Source organism: Mesorhizobium sp. 113-1-2 (genome assembly GCF_016756475.1).
In the GTDB taxonomy this organism is placed as follows: domain Bacteria; phylum Pseudomonadota; class Alphaproteobacteria; order Rhizobiales; family Rhizobiaceae; genus Mesorhizobium; species Mesorhizobium loti_C.
Map to the genome: position 1 here is coordinate 2,596,671 of NZ_AP023242.1, position 16,662 is coordinate 2,613,332.

14 protein-coding genes are annotated in these 16,662 nt (G+C 63.4%); 9 read left to right on the top strand and 5 right to left on the bottom strand.

From position 1 onward, the window contains the following. Window positions 1–183: 183 nt before the first annotated feature. Window positions 184–1,950 carry a tetratricopeptide repeat protein gene (locus JN279_RS12375; protein WP_202352894.1) on the bottom strand — a complete coding sequence of 589 codons (1,767 nt, stop codon included), beginning with the start codon at window positions 1,948–1,950 and terminating at the stop codon, window positions 184–186. Between the two features lie 254 nt (window positions 1,951–2,204). Beyond that, window positions 2,205–3,950 (bottom strand): 2-isopropylmalate synthase, encoded by a 1,746-nt coding sequence (gene leuA / locus JN279_RS12380; RefSeq protein WP_202352895.1) that lies wholly within the window; start codon window positions 3,948–3,950, stop codon window positions 2,205–2,207. A gap of 435 nt (window positions 3,951–4,385) precedes the next feature. Here leuA and JN279_RS12385 point away from each other — a divergent pair, with 435 nt between their 5' ends. The 3 genes from JN279_RS12385 to JN279_RS12395 are packed head-to-tail and all read left to right on the top strand — an operon-like array spanning window position 4,386 to window position 6,647. Beyond that, entirely contained in the window at window positions 4,386–5,552 is a 1,167-nt protein-coding gene (locus tag JN279_RS12385) for an ATP-grasp domain-containing protein (protein ID WP_096449474.1), read from the top strand. 4 nt (window positions 5,553–5,556) lie between these two features. Then, complete coding sequence (locus tag JN279_RS12390) at window positions 5,557–6,333, top strand: esterase family protein (RefSeq protein ID WP_202352896.1); 777 nt, start codon at window positions 5,557–5,559, stop codon at window positions 6,331–6,333. Further along, a complete protein-coding gene (locus tag JN279_RS12395) occupies window positions 6,333–6,647 on the top strand; it encodes a nuclear transport factor 2 family protein (RefSeq protein WP_096449470.1) in 315 nt (104 codons plus the stop codon). The genes JN279_RS12390 and JN279_RS12395 overlap by 1 nt, the downstream gene beginning before the upstream one ends. A gap of 10 nt (window positions 6,648–6,657) precedes the next feature. Here the strand turns inward: JN279_RS12395 and JN279_RS12400 are convergent, their stop codons facing one another. Continuing rightward, entirely contained in the window at window positions 6,658–8,190 is a 1,533-nt protein-coding gene (locus JN279_RS12400) for an MFS transporter (RefSeq protein ID WP_202352897.1), read from the bottom strand. A 147-nt stretch (window positions 8,191–8,337) separates the two neighbouring features. Between JN279_RS12400 and JN279_RS12405 the strand changes: the two genes are divergently transcribed. From JN279_RS12405 to JN279_RS12430, 6 genes are all read left to right on the top strand, one after another. Then, the gene (locus JN279_RS12405) at window positions 8,338–9,225 is read left to right on the top strand and encodes a LysR family transcriptional regulator (protein WP_096449467.1); all 888 of its coding nucleotides are present in this window, start codon (window positions 8,338–8,340) and stop codon (window positions 9,223–9,225) included. 154 nt (window positions 9,226–9,379) lie between these two features. Then, the gene (locus tag JN279_RS12410) at window positions 9,380–9,793 is read left to right on the top strand and encodes a MarR family winged helix-turn-helix transcriptional regulator (RefSeq protein WP_244734544.1); all 414 of its coding nucleotides are present in this window, start codon (window positions 9,380–9,382) and stop codon (window positions 9,791–9,793) included. A 48-nt stretch (window positions 9,794–9,841) separates the two neighbouring features. Beyond that, the gene (locus JN279_RS12415; RefSeq protein ID WP_096449462.1) at window positions 9,842–10,405 is read left to right on the top strand and encodes a cysteine hydrolase family protein; all 564 of its coding nucleotides are present in this window, start codon (window positions 9,842–9,844) and stop codon (window positions 10,403–10,405) included. Between the two features lies 1 nt (window position 10,406). Next, window positions 10,407–10,736, top strand: coding sequence for a hypothetical protein (locus JN279_RS12420; protein WP_096449460.1), 330 nt, complete (start codon window positions 10,407–10,409; stop codon window positions 10,734–10,736). Then, the gene (locus JN279_RS12425) at window positions 10,733–12,013 is read left to right on the top strand and encodes an MFS transporter (RefSeq protein WP_096449458.1); all 1,281 of its coding nucleotides are present in this window, start codon (window positions 10,733–10,735) and stop codon (window positions 12,011–12,013) included. The genes JN279_RS12420 and JN279_RS12425 overlap by 4 nt, the downstream gene beginning before the upstream one ends. A gap of 155 nt (window positions 12,014–12,168) precedes the next feature. Continuing rightward, on the top strand, window positions 12,169–13,248 hold the full coding sequence (locus tag JN279_RS12430; protein WP_096449456.1) for a siderophore-interacting protein: 1,080 nt from the start codon (window positions 12,169–12,171) through the stop codon (window positions 13,246–13,248). Window positions 13,249–13,269: 21 nt separating this feature from the next. On the opposite strand, the gene JN279_RS12435 is transcribed toward JN279_RS12430, so the two are convergent. Together JN279_RS12435 and JN279_RS12440 are read right to left on the bottom strand one after the other, a co-directional pair. Next, window positions 13,270–15,381, bottom strand: a complete 2,112-nt coding sequence (locus JN279_RS12435) for a TonB-dependent siderophore receptor (protein WP_096449454.1) — start codon at window positions 15,379–15,381, stop codon at window positions 13,270–13,272. Window positions 15,382–15,552: 171 nt separating this feature from the next. Beyond that, window positions 15,553–16,656: an AbrB family transcriptional regulator gene (locus JN279_RS12440; RefSeq protein ID WP_096449452.1), complete on the bottom strand. Its 1,104-nt coding sequence runs from the start codon at window positions 16,654–16,656 to the stop codon at window positions 15,553–15,555. Window positions 16,657–16,662 lie beyond the last annotated feature (6 nt).

Consider the following 16,662-nt stretch of genomic DNA (forward strand, 5'->3'; position numbering starts at 1 on the left):
GGCTGGATTGCTCTTCGTCCAGCGCCATAGCCAGTAAAATTTTCGCGATTATTCGCGAGCGCAAGCATGGAATTCAACGGATTCGTCTGGCAAAGCCGGCAAATCAGCCCGATTGGTGCTTTGTTCTCCGCGCGCGTACGCCCAACAATTCCATTGGTCCAAATGGTCGGAGACCGTTGAACTTCAGCTGGCGTTGCTGAGTCCGGCGGCGCGCAAGGCGCCGACCAGCCGATCGGTCAGATCGGCCGGGTATTTTCGCTCGACGAAGGTCGCGCGCGGATCGGCGGCAAATTTGGGGAACTTGGTGTTCAGCTCGTCCAACAGCGTGGTCACCAGTTGGTTCTGTCCGGCGGCCTTGGCGCCGATCAGACGCGCTGCCAGATAATGCGATTTCGTTGCCGTCGTTCGCAATGCCATGCTGGCCGCTATGGCCTTGTTCATGTCGCCCAGCATGAAATCACCGACGAACAGTCCGTAGTCCCACCATGTCGAATGGCCGCTGAAGGTCTCGGCCGCATGGGCAAGGATCGGCGTTCCCTCCGCGTATCGGCCGGCGAAGATCAGCCCATAGCCGTAAGCCGCGGCCATGCCGAGATCATAGGGATTGAGTTCATGGGCCTTGCGCATCCAGCGGATCGCTTCGTCCGTATTGCCGAGGCGCGAGCTGACATAGCCATAGGCGCGATGCGCATAAGGACTGGTCGGTCCCATCTGCACGCCGCGGTGAGCAAACTCGACGGCCTTTTCGATCGTCGCATTGGGCGGGTAGACATAGTGATCGGAGACCGCCTCGACTTGTAGAGAAGCAAGTTCCGAATAGACGAGTGAGGATTTTGCCCCTGAGTTGGCCAACGTCTCGAGGCAGCGATAAGCGGCCTCATGGGTTCTGGCATTCTGGTCGAGATAATATTTGTCGTTGAGCAGCAAACATTGAGTCAGGCCGTTTGGCGTGCCGGTCTGCTCGATATAGTTGTAGATCGTGCCCGAGGCGGGAAGTGCCGAGCTCAGCATGTCGGCAACACGGTCTTCGACAGCAGCAGGGGCGCTGTCGGCCGGCGTGAGATTGCGTGAAAGAAGCACTCGTCCGGACGCCACGCTTTGCAGTTCGATCGTGATATCGCCCGCGTTCGGACCAGGTAGAATGTCGAATATGAAGCTGGTGGCGTCGCTGGCGGGATCGTGCCTGTTGATGGTGTCGCGACCGATGAAGTCGATCGTATCGAAGCCGCTCAGGCCGGCGCGCAGCGAGGCGGCGACGCGGCTGGCGTCAGCACCGTCGGCCTTGATGTCAATGTAGACGAGCGGCAGGGCTTCTGCCATCGCAGATAATGCGATGTTGCTGGTCAGGCCGGCGGTCTCGAGTGTGGCCGGCATGTCACCGCCGGCCAGCAGCGCGCCGCTGCCTTGACGCAGGATCAGGACACCGAGCATGGCGATGACCAGCGCGATCGCCATCCAGAAGAACCTGAGGTGGCGCGTTACGGAAGACGACGGCGCGGCCGCCGGCGCCAGCAACGCAGCGGCCGCAATGACACTGTCGGCGGACTCGGATGGAGCCGCTGTCGCTTGCGTCTGTTCCGCGGGTTTGGCTGCTTCCGGCAAGCGGATCGCGTTGAGCTCGTAGGCCGGGACGTAGCCGCCGCGTGGAATGGCGATGCGGACAGGCTCGGCGATGCCTTCATTGGCGAAATACTGCTGCAGCAGCTCGCGCAGCCTGCCTGCCTGGACCCGTACCACGGCATCGGTCGACGGATCGAAATCGCCGTCCTTGCCGAAGACGTCCATGGCGATGGAAAAGCCCTTGAGCCTGTCGGCTTCGCCGGCTTGTTCGCGTTCGACGAGATAACGGATGAGTTTGCGCGCGCGTTCGGACCGTCCGAACGTTTCGCTGGCAAGCAGTCGCTCCAGTGTCTCGCGCACTGCGGGGGCGGCAGGCGTGGCATGCTGCAAGTGTCGATCCTCTCGAAGTCGGCACAGGTTGAGATGCGATCATATAGGGCTCGCACCACCAGACAAGTATACACCCATTATGAGATCGCGTACCCAACCGGATAATTTTCCGGTGGTTAATGGCGCGATCGATGTCGGCTACAGAATGAGCACGCCGCCGCCAGTGTCAGCCATTCGAGGCCAAGACCTTGTTTCGGCCTGAAAAGATGAATGGCGCGAGAGTTGTTCCGATCCCTCGCGCCAGTCGGCAAACGCTACCGCGCCTTGCGGCCGACAATGCGGTTGGCGGCCGAAGTCACCGCTTCCAGCGAGGCGGCGACGATGTTGGTGTTGATGCCTGCGCCGAACAGCTTGCCGCCGGGATGTTCCATTTCGACATAGGAAATGGCCGAGGCATTGGAGCCGCGCTGCATCGAGTGCTCGGAATAATCGAGCACAGACATCTCGACACCGACATGGCGCGACAGCGCGTCGACGAAACCATCGATCGGGCCCGTGCCGGTGCCTGAGATGGTCACTTCCTTGCCCTTGTCGAGGATGATCGCCTCGACCACGCGCCGGCCCTTCACCTCGGTATCGGGATAGGTGTGGTGGTCGAGGAATTTCAGGCGCGCGCCCGGCTGGTCGACATAGGTTTCGAGGAAGCGCTCATAGATGCGCTTGGCCGGCACTTCCTTGCCTTCGGCGTCGGTGATCGCCTGGATCGCCTGGCTGAACTCGATCTGCAGGTTGCGTGGCAGATTGAGGCCGTAGTCGGCCTGCAGCACATAGGCAATGCCGCCCTTGCCGGACTGCGAGTTGATGCGGATGATCGCCTCGTAGCTGCGGCCGACGTCGGCTGGGTCGATCGGCAGGTAAGGCACTTCCCACAGGCCAGTGTTGGCCTTTTTCAGCGCCTTCATGCCCTTGTTGATGGCGTCCTGGTGCGAGCCGGAAAAGGCGGTGTAGACGAGCTCGCCGACATAGGGGTGGCGCTCGGGGATCTTCAGCTGGTTCGAGTACTCGTAGACATCCTTCATCCGGTTGATATCGGAGCAATCGATGCCCGGATCGACGCCTTGCGTGTACATGTTGAGCGCCAGCGTGACGATGTCGACATTGCCGGTGCGCTCGCCATTGCCGAACAGCGTGCCTTCGACACGGTCGGCGCCGGCCATCAGGCCGAGTTCGGTGGTGGCGATGCCGGTGCCGCGGTCATTGTGCGGATGCAGCGAGATGATCAGGTTTTCGCGGTTGTCGAGATTGCGGCACATCCACTCGATGCGGTCGGCATAGATGTTGGGCGTCGACATCTCGACCGTCGACGGCAGGTTGATGATCAGCTTGTTGTCTGAAGTCGGCCTGACGATCTCGGTGACGGCGTTGCAGATCTCCAGCGCGACTTCGAGTTCGGTGCCGGTAAAGCTCTCCGGCGAATATTCGAAGCGATAGCCGCCGCCGGCCTTGGCCGCCATGTCGGTGATCATCTTGGCCGCATCGGTGGCGATCCGCTTGATGCCGCCGACATCCTTTTCGAAGACGACGCGGCGCTGCAATTCGCTGGTCGAATTGTAGAAATGCACGATCGGGTTGGTGGCGCCCTTCAGCGCCTCGAAGGTGCGGGTGATCAGCTCGGGCCGGCACTGCACCAGCACCTGCAGCGACACGTCGGCGGGCACGTTGCCTTCCTCGATGCACCAGCGGGCGAAGTCGAAATCGGTCTGCGAGGCCGAGGGGAAGCCGATCTCGATTTCCTTGAAGCCCATATCGAGCAGCAGGCCGAACATGCGCGCCTTGCGCTCGTGGCCCATCGGATCGATCAGCGCCTGGTTGCCGTCGCGCAGGTCGACCGAGCACCAGATCGGCGCCTTGTCGATGACCTTGTTGGGCCAGGTCCGGTCGGTGAGGCCAACGGTCGGATAAGGTTGATACTTGCGGGCTGCATCGGGCATGCCCCGGACGGGTTCCACATCCTTGCCGGTGCCCCCGGCATCAGGGCGGATCTGTTCTCGTGCGTTCATCGTCTTGTTCTCCCGGCGGCCCTCGGATCCGTCTCGGACGGATTGCTGGCGAGTGGCGCCTTTACCAGATTTTCGTTCGCTTGATGTGACTGCCAATTTTGAGACTGGCCAAGGAGCATGCGCTTGCGCGGCGGTTCGACCGCCGGGCGCTCCTTCAGCGAACCCGGCGATCGCCGATAAGGCCGAGAAGAAGCAGGGTCGAGGCAAGCGCGCGCACGGTCTCGCCGGCAAAGCCGGTCTGACGGGAAGCGGTGGTGGCGCGCGTGTTCATGTCGGTTCTCATACAGGAGCGGCCTGTGGGAGGCAAGCGGGTGCTGAATCCGTTGAACATTATCCCTGAATCCCTGACGCGGAAGCTCTTCCCCGCGCGCCGCAAATGCGCCAGACTTGCGTGTCGGTGGAGCTGCGGTGCGCCGCCGCCATGAGGGGGTGTCGATGAATTTCGTGTTCTTCTCGCCGCATTTTCCGACCAACGGCGCCGATTTCTGCGACCGGCTGAAGAAGGCCGGCGCCACCGTGCTCGGCATTGGCGATGCGCCCTATGACGCGCTGAACAGCAAGCTGAAGAGTGCGCTTTCGGAATATTATCGCGTCGCCGACATGGAGGACTACGATCCGGTGTTCCGCGCGATGGGCCATTTCATCCACAAATGGGGCCGCATCGACCGCTTCGAATCGCTCAACGAGCACTGGCTGGAGCTGGAAGCCAACATCCGCACCGACTTCAACATCTACGGCACCAAGCTCGATTTCGTGAAGAATCTGAAGCGCAAGAGCCGCATGCGCGCCTTCTTCCGCAAGAGCGGCGTCGAGACGATCGCGCAGCGCAAATGCTCCGACCGCGCCGGCGCCATGACCTTCATCCGCCGCGTCGGTTACCCGGTGGTGGTGAAGCCCGACAGCGGCTCAGGCGCCTCCAACACCTTCAAGATCTCCAACACAGCGGAACTCGACCAGTTCTTCCGGGACAAGCCCGAGGACGTGACCTTCGTCATGGAGCAGTTCATCGAAGGGCTGGTGGTGACCTATGACGGGCTGGTCAACCGCGACGGCGAAGTGGTGCTGGCGGCCAGCCACCGCTACGACCAGAGCGTCATGGAGGTGGTCAACAAGGACCGCCATATGAGCTACACCTGCTTTCCCCATATCAGGCCAGCGGTCGAGGAGGCCGGCCGAAAGATCCTGAAGGCGTTCGACGTGCGCGAGCGCTTCTTCCACATTGAGCTGTTCGAGACCAGGGACGACCGCATCATCGCGCTGGAGGTCAATATGCGGCCGCCCGGCGCCTGGATGACCGACGCCATCAATTACACGTTCGACATCGACGTCTACGCGGCATGGGCCAATATGGTGGTCAAGGACGCCGCCGGCGGCCCCTATGAGGGCAAGTATTTCACCGCCTATGCCAGCCGCAAGCGCCACCTCCACTATTTGCACAGCCATGAGGACGTGCTAGCGGCGCACCGCGACAAGATCGTCCACCATCAGCCGATAGAAGAGGTTTTCAGCCGCGCCATGGGAAATTACGCCTACCAGATGCGCTCGAAGGATCAGGCAGCTTTGCGCGAGGCGGTCGCCTATATCCACGCGGAAAAGGCCTGAGGCGATGGACATTTCCTATCACAAGCATTTCTCGGGCAAGCTCGGCCGCGACATGGAATACAAGCGCTACGGCTATGCCGGCCGGCCGGTGGTGGTGTTCCCGACCTCGCAGGGACGGTTCTACCAGTTCGAGGATTCCGGTGGCGTGGGTGCGCTTGGCGAGTTCATCGACACCGGCCGTATCCAGCTGTTCACGGTGGACGGCATCGATTCGGAATCCTTCTTCGACAAGCATGCCGATGCGGCGCATCGCATCGGCCGCCACGAGGCCTATTTCCGCTACGTGCGCGAGGAGGCACTGCCGGAAATCCTGTCCACGGCATCGGCCGCTAATGGCGGGCGCAAGCTGAAGCCGCTGTTTTCAGGCTGCTCGATGGGCGGCTACCATTCCTCGAATTTCGTCTTCCGTTTTCCCGAACTCGCCAGTGGCGTCATCTCGCTGTCGGGCGTCTATTCGGCCCGCGACTTCTTCGGCAAGGTGCTGGAGGGCGACATCTTCTACAACTCGCCGCTCGACTATCTGCCCGGCATTGTCGATCCGAAGCTGCTGGCGCGGCTGAAGGCGCTGCGGCTGATCTTCTGCTGCGGGCAGGGCGCCTGGGAAGAGCGAATGCTGGTCGAAACGCGCCAGCTGGAACAGATCCTGCGCGACAAATCCATTCCGGCCTGGGTCGACTATTGGGGCGGCGACGTCAGCCATGACTGGCCGTGGTGGCACAAGCAACTGGTCTATTTCTTCGGCCGTTGGCTGGATGATGATTTGATGCACCGATTGGACTGATGACGACACCCGAGCCCATCCGCCGCTTCGTCGAGGCCACCAATGAAGGCGACACCGAGGCCTTCCTTGGTACCTTTACCGACGACGCGTTCTTGAGCGACTGGGGAAGGGACTTCCATGGCCGCGAGCAGATCGCGCGCTGGAACCAGTCGGACAATATCGGCGTGAAGTCGCATCTCAGCATCGTCAGCATCACGCCGGCGGAAGCCACTTATCGCGTCCGCATCGCCGTCGAGGGCAAGGGCTTCAACGGCGAGGGCGACATGACCTTCACGCTGGATGGCGACCGCATAGCGAGCCTCGTCATCACCTGACACCCGTAGCCTATCCTTCCTGGCATACCGGCAGAGAAACGGGCTCGCGTTCCGCCGCCGATCCGCGACGCAGGCCGAGGAAGACGACGAGGGCGGTGACGATGGTGATTGCCGCCAGAACGATCAGCAGCCTGTCGAACGCTGTCTCATAGGCCTGGACCAGAGCCGTGGCGCTGGCCGTCGGCAGATGCAGTGCCGTTTCACCGACATTGCCGGTCACCAGCAGCTGCGCCGCGGCGGCCGCATCCCTGGAAGACGCTCCTTGAGTGCCTAGCTGTGCCGCGGTGAAACCCGACAGGGTCGCCATGACGATGGCCACCGCCACGCCCTCGCAAGCAACGCGCGTGGTGTTGAAGATGCCGACCGCCATGCCGGCGCGCTCCCTGGGCACGACGCTGACGGCAAGCCCGTCCATCAGCCCCCAGGGCAAAGCGATGCCGACGCCGATCAGCACCAGCGGCGCCACCAGCGCGATGCCGATCGGCGGCGTCAGGCTCAGCCAGACGAGACCGGCGGCGGCGATGAGCAGGCCGGCGCCGCAGATCGTGGCCGGCGCGATCCAGCGCGCCAGCTGGCCGGCCAGCAGCGGCAGGATCAACAGCGGCCCCGAGAGGCAGATCATCAATTGCCCGGCCTTGATCTCGCTCATCCCTTCGATGCCGATGAAGCGGATCGGCAAGAGCACCAGCAGGACGACGAAGCCATAGGCGGGCGCCGCCGCCAGGAACTGGACGCCGACGAAGCGGGGGTAGCGAAACAGCGTGAGATCAAGCATCGGCCGCCGCACGCGCCGTTCGACGGCAACGAAGGCGGCGAAGAAGAGGGCTGCCGCGGCGAGCAAAGCGATGACGACGGGATCGGCCCAACCGCTCTGAGGCGCCTGCAGGACACCATAGGTCAGCGAAGCCAGTGCTATGGTGAAAGTGCCGGCTCCCGCCCAATCGAGGCCGGTCGCGTCCGGGTCTCGCGATTCCCTGATGGTGCGCAGGCCCAGCACTGCCGAGGCGATCGCCAGCACTGCCACCAGGACAAAGATCGAGCGCCAGCCGAATGCGGAGATGAGCAGGCCCGAGGCGATCGGGCCGAAGGCGAGACCGATGCCGAAACTGGTGCCGAGGAAGGAGAAGGCGCGCAGCCGCAGCGGTCCCTCGAATTCCTGGGCAAGTGCGGAGGCGCCGCCGGCGAAGGCCAAGGCACTGCCGATGCCTTGCGCGGCCCTGAACATGTCGAACCAAACGATGCCGGGCGCCAGCATCGCGCCGAGCGACGCCAGGACATAGAGGCAGAGGCCGACGAGGAAGATGCGCTTGCGGCCCCGGTTGTCGGCCAGCGCACCAGCCGCCATCAGGCTGGCGCCGAAGGTCAGCATGAAGGCGTTCGTCACCCAGTTGAGCGCGATCGGGCTGCCGCCGAGATCGGCGGCGATGCGGGAGAGCGCGACGGCCGGGCCGGTGAAAGTCAGAGGCATCGTCATCGCGGCAAGGCATACCGACAAGAGCACGAGCCATCGCTCGGCCGGGCCGGATGGGGTCTTCGAGGTCATGGATTTTCCTATCTGAAGCAGCATCCGCCGGCATGCCACGTGGGTCGTGCGCCGGTCGTAGCGACAAGATAGGTCGACGGCCTTTCAGGAAAAATGGTATTATATCTCCTGATATACCGGACTAAAACGCTCGAATAGAGGACTGCGATGGATCGTCTCAGTGGCTTGTTGGCCTTCGCCCGCACCGCCGAACTCGGCAGTTTCATCGCTGCCGGCCGGGCGCTCGGCATTTCGGCCTCCGCGGTCGGCAAGAGCGTCGCGCGGCTCGAACAGGAGCTCGGCGTGCGGCTCCTGCAGCGCAGCACGCGGCGCATCGGCCTGACGGAGGAGGGCAGGTTGTTCAACGAGCGGGTGCGCCGCATCCTCGACGACATCGACGATGCTGAGGCGATGCTGTCGCGGACGCGGGAAACGCCGCACGGACGGCTGCGCGTCTCGACCCCGATCGTCACCTATCATCTGCTTTTGCCGGTGCTGTCGGAGTTCATGGCTCGCTATCCCGAGATCGAACTCGACATCGATTTCAACGACCGCATCGTCGACATCATCGAGGAAGGCATCGACGTTGCCATCCGCAGCGGCCAGTTGCCGGACTCACGATTGGTATCGAGACCCGTTGCGCCGTTTCGCATGCTTCTGTGCGCGGCGCCCTCCTATCTCGAGCGCCATGGCACACCCGGCGAGCCGGCCGATCTCATCAGGCATTTCGGCATAAACTTCCGCTTTCTCAACAGCGGCAGGCTGCTGGAGTGGCCATTCATCACCGGAAGCGCTGAACCGCAGATCCGCTCAATGCTGACCTGCAACAACATGGAAGCCCTGAAGGGCGCCACGCTCGCTGGACTGGGTATCGCCTGCATGCCGGATTTCCTGGTTTGCGAGGCGCTGCGCGACGGCAGGCTGCTCAGCGTGCTGGACGATCATGTCGACGGCCGTGGCCAGTTCCGGATGCTGTGGCCCTCCAATCGCCATCTCTCGCCAAAGGTGCGCGTTTTCGTCGATTTCCTTCCTGACCGGCTTGCGGCGCCGCGATAGCCGGCCAGACGGCACGGCCTTCGGCCGGCCTGAGGTCACGGCCTTGTGATGTCCAGATATGAAGCTAAACTTTGAAGTTTACCTTCATATCTGCTACGAAGCAGCCATGAAAGATCAAGTGTCTCTGCAAGACGACCCGGAAACTGTGCGTGCGATGGCTTTAGCGGCCGAGCTTCGGGTTGTCGCCGGCCGGCTGATCCGGCGCCTGCGGGAGCAGGCAGGCGACGGCGATCTGACGTCGTCGCAGAAGTCGGTGGTGCTGCATCTGGATCGAGAGGGTCCGGCGACGGTCACGACGCTGGCGCGCGCTCAGCATATGCGTCCGCAATCGATGGGCGCCATTGTGTCGGCGCTGCAAGTGGCCGGACTGGTGGAAGGCGCGCCGGATCCGGCCGATGGCCGGCAGACCCTCCTGTCGCTCACGCCGGCCTGCCGGGACATGATCGCGACCGGGCGGGCGGCAAGGCAGGATTGGCTGTTCCGCGCCATCCAGTCGAAGCTTGACCACGACGAGCAGGAGCAACTCGCAGGCGCCGTCGAACTGCTCGGACGCCTTGCCGATTTCTGACCAGTCGTCCGGTGCGCCGCTGTTTCAATCATCAGAAGGAAAATAGGGATGGCAGTCACCACGCTTGACCGGAAAACGGCACTTATCGTCATCGACCTGCAGAAAGGCATCGTCGCCTTGCCCGCTGTCCATCCGATGGGCGACGTCGTGCAGCGGGCGTGCACGCTCGCCGATGCGTTTCGCGGCCGCGGCTTGCCGGTTGTGCTTGTCAACGTTGCCGGCGCGCCTCCGGGCCGGACGGAGCAGGCGCCTCGCATGCGGGAGTTTCCCAGCGGCTGGGCTGATCTTGTCCCCGAATTGCAACAGCGGCCGGCGGACCACATCGTGACCAAACGCACGGCGGGCGCCTTCGTCAACACTGATCTTGAAGCCTGGCTGAAGGGCGAGGGCGTCACCCAGGTGGTGATCGTCGGCGTTTCCACCAGCATGGGTGTCGAGGCGACAGCCCGCCATGCCCGCGATCTCGGGTTCAACGTCACGCTGGCGCTGGACGCGATGACCGACATGAGCCTCGATGCCCACGCCAACAGCATCGTGCATATTTTCCCGAGGTTGGGCGAAACCGGCACGACACGGGACATCCTTGATCTGCTCGCGAGGAGGAATGCCTGATATGCAATGGATCGACTGTGTGTCCTATTTCTTCGGTGGCGCCGTGCTGACGAATGCCGTGCCGCATTTCGTCAGTGGCGTGATGGGGCGGCCTTTTCAAAGCCCCTTCGCCACACCGCGCGGCCAGGGCCATTCCTCCTCGACCGTGAACGTGCTGTGGGGGTTCCTGAACCTGGCGATCGGTTATCTCCTGGTGGTCCGTGTTGGAGATTTCGACCTGCGATCCACGGCTGACGTCCTCGCGCTGGGGCTGGGCACCCTCCTCATGGGCGTGATGACGGCACGCATGTTCGGCCGCTTCAACGGCGGCAATTCCCCGGTCGACGGATGAGCGCCCCGGCAAAGGGCACGTTCCGGTCGCTGGCTAATTTCAACTACCGGATCTGGGCCGGCGGCGCGATCGTGTCCAATGTGGGAACTTGGATGCAGCGCACCGCCCAGGACTGGCTGGTGCTGACGCAACTGACCCACAACAACGCGACCGCCATGGGCGTGGTGATGGCGCTGCAGTTCGCACCGCAGATCCTGCTGTTGCCATGGACGGGCTTTGCCGCCGATCATCTCGACCGGCGCAAGCTGCTGCTCACCACGCAAGCCGCCATGGGCCTGCTCGCGCTCGGTCTTGGCCTGCTCACCGTCGCCGGGCTGGTTCAATTGTGGCATGTCTATGTATTCGCCTTCCTGCTCGGCTGCACGACGGCGTTCGACGCGCCGGCGCGCCAGACATTCGTATCCGATCTGGTTGGCGAGACAGACCTGTCGAATGCCGTGGCGCTCAACTCCACCTCGTTCAACGTGGCGCGGATGATCGGGCCCGCCGTCGCCGGAACCTTGATAGCTTCCGTCGGCTCCGGCTGGGTTTTTCTGATCAACGCGGCATCGTTTGCCGCCGTCCTCGCCTCGCTCGGCCTGCTGCGTCTCAGTGAGCTTCACCTGAAGGACAAGGCGCAGCGCAGCCGCGGCGGCCTTGCCCAGGGCTTTGCCTATGTGTGGAAGCGCCCTGACCTCAAAGCCATCCTTCTGATGCTTTTGCTGATCGGCACATTCGGGCTCAACTTTCCGATCTTCATCTCGACCATGTCAGTCTCCGTCTTTCACGCTGGAGCCGGCCAATACGGGCTGTTGACGTCGACCATGGCGATCGGATCGGTCTGCGGCGCATTACTGGCCGCGCGGCGCGAGCATCCCCGCCTGGTGCTTCTTCTGGCGGGTGCCGCTATTTTCGGCATTGGCTTCAGCCTGGCCGCGATCATGCCCAACTACTGGCTGTTCGGGCTCGCGCTCGTTGTCATCGGCGTCTCGGCGCAAACGATGACCACCTCGACGATCGGCCTGGTGCAGCTCTCGACCGACCCTGCCATGCGGGGGCGCGTGATGGCGATCCTGTTGGCCACAACGTTGGGCGGCACCGCTCTCGGCGCGCCCGTGGTCGGCTGGGTGGCCGATGATGTCGGTCCGCGCTGGGCGCTTGGCGTGGCCGCTGTAGCCGGCTTTGCGGCTGTGATCGTCGGGGTTCGCTATCTCGTGACGTATCGCCACCTGCGCGTGCTGATCGAGGCCAGACGTCTGCGCTTCGACCTCGATGACGGTAAAGCCGAGCCGACATAGGTGAATGAGCCTTCCCCGGCACTTCGATAAAAATATGATTACTTTGGTCAAGTTTTTTCTGGAAACCCTGGCGGTGCTGTGGCATGCCCGACGATGGCGACGAGGCCAGATCTTTCGGCGGCTTCGTTTGAACCGCTATCGAAGGATTTTCAGCGATGGACCAGTTGAGCGCGCAGGCCCGCATCAGCGACGAGGCAATCAGGTCGGCGATCGAGCGTCTGCGCGCCGAGCACGGCGAATACGAGATCGAAACCGGTGCTGCCGACCGCTGGGAGCTTCGCCTGTATTACGGGTCGTTGAGCGCCACGCTCGAGGATGACGCCATGCTGGTCCGTGTCGCAGCGATCGACGAGACCTGCCTCTCCTACATGAAGATGACGGTTGCCGGCCACGTCGCCCAGCATCTCGGCACCGCCAGCGGATTGCGCTGGCAAGGCGACGGCAGCGATGCCGGCACGCCGGTCTTCTTCCGCGAGATCACGGTGATGTCGTCGACACGGATCTCGCGGCACATGCAGCGCCTGCGCTTCGCCGGCACGAACCTCGGCCGCTTCACCCATGGCGGCCTGCACATGCGGCTGCTGTTGCCGCCGCGTGGCCGGCGGCCGGTCTGGCCCTCGGTAGGCCCTGGCGGTCTGCTTGTCTGGCCCGCGGGCGAGGATGCGCTCACCGTGCGGGTTTACACGATCCGGGCGATCGATGCGGCAACCGGCTGGCTCGATGTCGATTTCGTGCTGCACCCCGGCCAGGACACGCCGGCCGCCGCCTTCGCGCAGAACGCCCAGGCGGGAGACATAATCGGCATGATCGGGCCCGGCGGCGGCGAGGCGCCGGAGGGACGGACCCTGCTTCTCGTCGGCGATGACACCGCGCTGCCCGCCATCGGCAGGATCCTCGAGCACTTGCCGCCGTCAACGCGGGCCGAGGCGCTCATTGAGGTCGATGATCCCGACGATCGGATCACGCTGCCGCAAGGGGACAATATCGACATCACCTGGCTCTACCGGAACGGCCGCGAGGCTGGCACCGCCGGCCTGCTGCCGGCCGCCTTGCGGGAGCGCAGCCACGCGGCACTTGCCGACGGTCTCTTTGTGTGGGCCGGATGCGAATTCGCCGACTTCCGCGAGATCCGCAAGATCGTGCGCAAGGAATGGGGCCTGGCACGCGACCGGCATCTGGTCACCGCCTATTGGCGCCGCGGCGCGCAGGGCGAAAACGGGGACGGCGAAGACTAGTCCTCGCCGCTTCGCGTCATCTCAGAAGCGGTAGCGCAGGCTGGCGAACAGCGAGCGGCCTTCGTCGCGATAGCAATAGCCGGCCGAACAGATGGTCTTCTGGCTGTCGAACAGGTTCTTGGCGTTGACCTGCAGCTTGACGCCTTCGAGCTTCGGATTGCGAGTGCCGAAATCGTAGGACACCGACGCGTCGACGAAGGCGCGCGCGCTGTTTTTGAAAGTGTTGGTGTCGTCGCCATAGCTCGAGCCGGCGAAGCGTACGCCTGTGCCCAGCCCCAGTCCTTCCAGCGTGCCGTTCTCGAACTGGTAGTGGCCCCACAATGACAATATGTGGTTCGGCGTCGCCGACAGTTCCTTGCCGTCGGTTCCTTCGGCGCCGCGCTCAATCTTCACCTGCAGATAGGTATAGGAGGCGATGAAACTGAAGCCGTTGTCGACCGAAGCATTGGCTTCCAGCTCGACGCCTCGCGAGTTGAGGTCGAGCTGGCGCTGCTTGTTGATGCCGGTCGAGGCGTCGAAGACGACGCCGTCCTTCTGGTCGATGTCGAACAGCGCGGCGCTGATGGTCGCATTGTGATCGGGGATTTCGTATTTGATGCCGATCTCCTTTTGCATGGCGATGGTTGGACGGGCGACGCGGCCAACCGTGCTGGTGACGTCGTCATAGACGAAGCCGATGTTGGGCGAGAACGAGGTCGAGTAGTTGAGGTAGGGTATGATGCCCCACTCGGTCTGGTAGGACAGGCCGAGCCGGCCGGAAAAGGCGCTGTCCTTCTGTTTGGACTGGCTGAAGTCGGCGGCGGTGGAGGTGGTGTCGACCCAGTCGTAGCGGCCGCTGGTGAACAGGGTGAAATCGTTCCACTCCATCTGGTCGTGCAGATAGGCGCCGAGCTGGTTCATCTCTTGCCCGCCGGAGTGGGGAACCGGCATCGCCTTGATGTCGTCGACGGAGACATATGAGATACCGCTGGCGGCATCGTAATCCGACCAGGCATAGTCGATGCCGGCGACGGCGGTGTGCCTGACCGGTCCGGTGTCGAACTCGAACTGCGCCATGTTGTCGACGACGAAGTTCTTCATCGTCTCGGTGTAATGGCCCCAGTAGCGCTGCAGCGGCTGGCCGACGCCGGGCAAATAATGGCCGCTATACTCGATGTCGCTGTCGACTGCGTTGTAGCGCAGGTTCTGGCGCACCGTCAGCACATCGTTGAAACGGTGCTCGAACTCATAGCCGATGCGGCCCTGGGTCTGGTCGAAATCGTTCCAGGCCGGATCACCCTCATAGACGTTGGACAGCACGCCATAGCCTGAATTGTAGAAGGCGGCGGTGCCGCCGGTGGCGGACTTCGAATATTCGCCAAGGATGCTGAGCTTGGTGTCCTCGTCCGGCTTGAAGGTGACGGCCGGCGCCCGGTAGAGCTTGTCGTCGGGATAGCCAGGCAGATCGGTCTCGCTGAGACGGCCAAGGCTGGTGAAGCGATAGAGGATGCTGCCGTCGTCATTGATCGGTCCGGAAGCGTCGAGCGCGGCCTGGAACCGGTCGTGTTCACCGGCGAGCAATTCGATCTCGTGATACGGCTCGTCCTTGGGACGCTTGGTGACGACGTTGACGATGCCGCCCGGGCCGCTGACGCCGTAGAGCGAGGATGCCGGGCCTTTCAGGATGGTGACGCCCTCTATGCCGTAGGGCTCGGTCTTGAACCAGGCTGAGGGGCCGTTGTACTGGCGCAGCCCGTCGCGGAACATGCCGTTGTAGAAGGCCGGGAAGCCGCGCAGGAAGAAGGCGTCATAGCGGGTGTCGAAGCCGAAACTGTTGGGATTGGCGCTGGCCGTGTAGCCGAGCGATTCGTTGAGCGTGCGTGGCTTCTGGTCCTCGATCTGCTTCTGCGTCACCACCGAAATGGCCTGCGGGATTTTGGCGATCGGCGTGTCCGTCTTGGTGCCGATGCGGTCCTTGCTGGCGACATAGCCATCCTGCTTCAGGATCTCGTTGCTCTGCGCGGTCACCTCGATCTTGCCGAGGACAGGAGCCGCCCCATCGTCCTGTGCATAGGCTGCGCCGGGTTGGCAAAGCATCGCCGCGCCGCCCAGCAAGGATAGTCCCGGGCGCCATGTCGTCGGCCGTGTTCGCATCAACTCGTCTCCACTGTCTCATGCAGGATTGCGCACCCGCGCTCTCAAATATGAGTATGTGAGTCAAGTATTTTTTGCGACCGGCGCCCATGCAATCGAGGGGTGTCGCAGGGCGGCAACTCTGGTCGGGATCCAGCCGGTCAAATAATGCGATTGGAGGAGCGGTTTTGCCTATTCCCTGATGCTTCTGGCCACCAGCCGCGCAACGCTCGGGCCGACGAGCAGCACGATCAGGAAGCGGGCCGATTGCAGCGCCATGACGAAGGAGATGTCGACGTTCCGCGCCGCGGCGGCGATGATGGCGACGCTGTCCATGCCGCCGGGGCTGGTCGCCAGATAGGCGGTCAGCGGATCGATGCCGAGGAGATGGCTGATCAGGAAGGCGAGCCCGCCGCAGAAGCCGATCAGCGCCACGATCGAGGCGATGATCTGCGGCAGAGCGCGCGTCGCATGGCGCAGGATCGGCCTGGTGAAGTTCAGCCCGATCGACCAGCCGACCATGGCGTAGCTGACCGCCAGAAGCCAGGGCGGCAATTGCATCTCCACGCCAAGGCCGAGATGGATGATGGCGCCGAAGATGAAGGTGCCGAGGAAGAAGGGCGAGGGCAGCCGGCAAAGCTTGCCCGCCAGGCCGCCTATGACTGCGATGCCGATGGTCGCGGCGAAGGCCTGGGCATCGATCGGCGGGAACCAGATGATGGGTGGGATTTCGATACCCGACGTGTCGACCCACATCTTGGCGACGATGGCGGCCGTCATCGAAACGAAAATGACGCGCAGATACTGCATGAAGGCGACAAGCCGCTGGTCGGCGCCAAAAGCGCCGGCCATCAGCACCATGGCGGTGGCAGCACCCGGCGAGGAGCCCCAGACGGCGGTGGTGCCGGGCAGGATACGCCAGCGGCTGATCAGCCAGCCAAGCAGGCTGGAAGCCGCGACTGTGGTGATCACCACGCCAAGGAACAGCGGCCATTCCTGGTAGAAGACGGGAAAGATATCAGCCGAGATCGACGCGGCGACGAGACAGCCGACAATGGCCTGGGCGGAGCCGAACAGCAGGCGCGGCACCCGCACCGTGGCGCCATTGGTGCCGGCGACGATGGCCGCCAGCATCGGCCCGATCAGCAGCGCCGCCGGGAGAGCGGCAAGTTCGAGCGCGCCGGCAAAGAGGGCGGAGATGGTGAGCAGGACCAACCATTGCCAGGGCTTGCCGATCCGCGCCATGCGCTCGGTGGCGGGCTGGTCAGGGGGTGGCTGCTGGGCCGAGGAATCCATTCTTCG